The organism is Rodentibacter trehalosifermentans (assembly GCF_002000545.1).
In the GTDB taxonomy this organism is placed as follows: domain Bacteria; phylum Pseudomonadota; class Gammaproteobacteria; order Enterobacterales; family Pasteurellaceae; genus Rodentibacter; species Rodentibacter trehalosifermentans.
In genome coordinates, this window is the sequence record NZ_MLHL01000080.1 from 1 (window position 1) to 2,069 (window position 2,069).

General features: G+C 33.5%; 2 protein-coding genes and 1 pseudogene. All 3 read right to left on the minus strand.

The window, feature by feature from the left end; genetic code table 11:
- Nucleotides 1–185: 185 nt before the first annotated feature.
- Nucleotides 186–440, minus strand: a pseudogene (locus BKK52_RS11930) (RraA family protein); the annotation flags it as partial.
- Nucleotides 441–554: 114 nt separating this feature from the next.
- The gene (locus BKK52_RS11935; protein WP_077478778.1) at nt 555–1,352 is read right to left on the minus strand and encodes a LicD family protein; all 798 of its coding nucleotides are present in this window, start codon (nt 1,350–1,352) and stop codon (nt 555–557) included.
- Between the two features lies 1 nt (nt 1,353).
- Nucleotides 1,354–2,049: an NTP transferase domain-containing protein gene (locus tag BKK52_RS11940; protein ID WP_077474830.1), complete on the minus strand. Its 696-nt coding sequence runs from the start codon at nt 2,047–2,049 to the stop codon at nt 1,354–1,356.
- Between the last annotated feature and the right edge of the window lie 20 nt (nt 2,050–2,069).

The following is a 2,069-nucleotide window of genomic DNA, read 5'->3' on the forward strand; positions in this document are numbered from 1 at the left end:
ATGTTTGGGTTGTACAAGGCGCAGGGGGAGTGCGGTTATTTTTCACCGAGTTTTTGCAACTTTGTTGCAATCCCCCTTAAGGTGCCGCCTCGCTCCCTGTAAAAGGAGGGAGCGAAAAATTATCTATTGTGCAACTGCTACATAATGCCGCAATTTTTAACCGCTCTTTAAATATTCTATAGGACTTATTCCTCCCCAAAATCCTCCAAATCCAGAGGTTCTTGCGAAAGAATAATGCCGGTGAGATCGGCATAGATATAGTCTTCCGGGAAGAAAGTAACACCGCCAAAATTAACCGGAATATCGGTTTCGCCTGCCTGGCTTTCGTCAGCACTGACCGGAATCGGCGCGAGGGTGTGGATGCCGATGTCAATATTTTCCAATTGTTGGATCTGGCGGACTGCACCGTAAACAATAATCTCTTCCCAGTCGTTGTCGACGTGGTCTGGGGATGCATTTTATTCTTATAAAGTGTGGTTGGTTTTTAAAGAGATCTCGGCTTATGTCAACGCATAAGCCTTTTTAATAAAGTGCAAATATTTACATAAATCATATTAACTGAGCGTATAGACTGCAACAGTATGGTGAGGTTTTCGCTCTTCTAAAGGAGGAAGTGTCATATAATTACCATAATACATAGTTAAATATTCGTGATAACCATTCATAATAGGAAGGCGTTCTCCTTCAAAATTAAAATACACGACATCAGAGAAATATGTTTTAGGCATATATGATTTTTGCCAATTACCATAATCTGATAATAATCCGATATAATCAGAACGAACAATAGGATATTTCTTCTGAAATAAAGTTAAATCTGCCATCATTTTATTAAAAAAATAATGGGATAATTTAGAAAAAATAGCCTTCATAAGGCTATTCTCTTTTGCTCGAATCCATCTTTTACGACAAGAAGAAAACCTTAATTCAACAAGACGATGTTTTCTCATTGCTTTATAAATGAGAAGAGGTTCGTTAGGTACTCCATCCCAAATGAAAATATCAATAAAGATTCCTGTCACTCTTCTATTGGTTTCAACCAAGTGAGTTTCTTTATCAACAATCTTTGTCATTACACCGGGAAGTATTCCATCAATACTTTCAGCAAGAGATAATTCGTATTTTGTATGTTTCTGAAGCTGCCAAGCTTTAACAAATTTCTCATATTCATCTCGGCACATATAGACATCAATATCATCATCCCAAGGGATAAAACCTTGGTGACGTACAGCACCTATTAATGTGCCGCCACCTAATGAATATTTAATATTATTTTTAGCGCAAATATGATTGAAATACTTTAGGATATCTAAAGCGATTAATTGCTGTTCACGAAGTGTTATCTTTCTCATATTATCTCCTGATTAAATTATTTAAAATAAATTCATACTGGATAATATTATCCATTTCATAGCCATCAGATAGTGATAGTTCAACTGTTCCAACATTTAGTTGATTTATTATAGCCATTGGAATGTTATCCCAATATAGTTTGTTTTGATTAAGTATTGTAGGGGAAAGATATTTTCTTAATTCTTTTTTGATTATGTTGCTATCATCTTCTAACCAAAAGGAAATGCCTAATAAACTAGGAAGTGGTCTGTTTGTTACTTCTATTTTAATTATTTTTCCTTCATTGTTTAAAATAGGTATCCATTCTTTCTCTTCACTTTTTGGTCTTTTTAAAACAAAATAGCAACTGGTTTTTGGTTGGAGTAAGAAAATATTTCTGAATAGAACTACGTCAGAATCAATAATATAGCTATTGGAAAAATATTCTTTTGCAATAGAAAAAGAATAAATACTATTGTAATCATTATATTTTTCATTATAGAGAAGGTGACAGCTATATTTTTCAGATAAATAGTCAAATTGCTTTGCCAAATGACCGGTTACAATATAAATATCATTTATATCTGCTTGTTTTAAAAATTTAATTGTTCTCTCTATATTAGGTAGCCCATTTATAGGGAGTAATGCTTTATGAGTATTTTTTGAAACTTCTTTAAAACGGCTTCCTAAACCGGCTGCTAATATAATTGCATTCATATTCTTTCCTTTTTATCTTT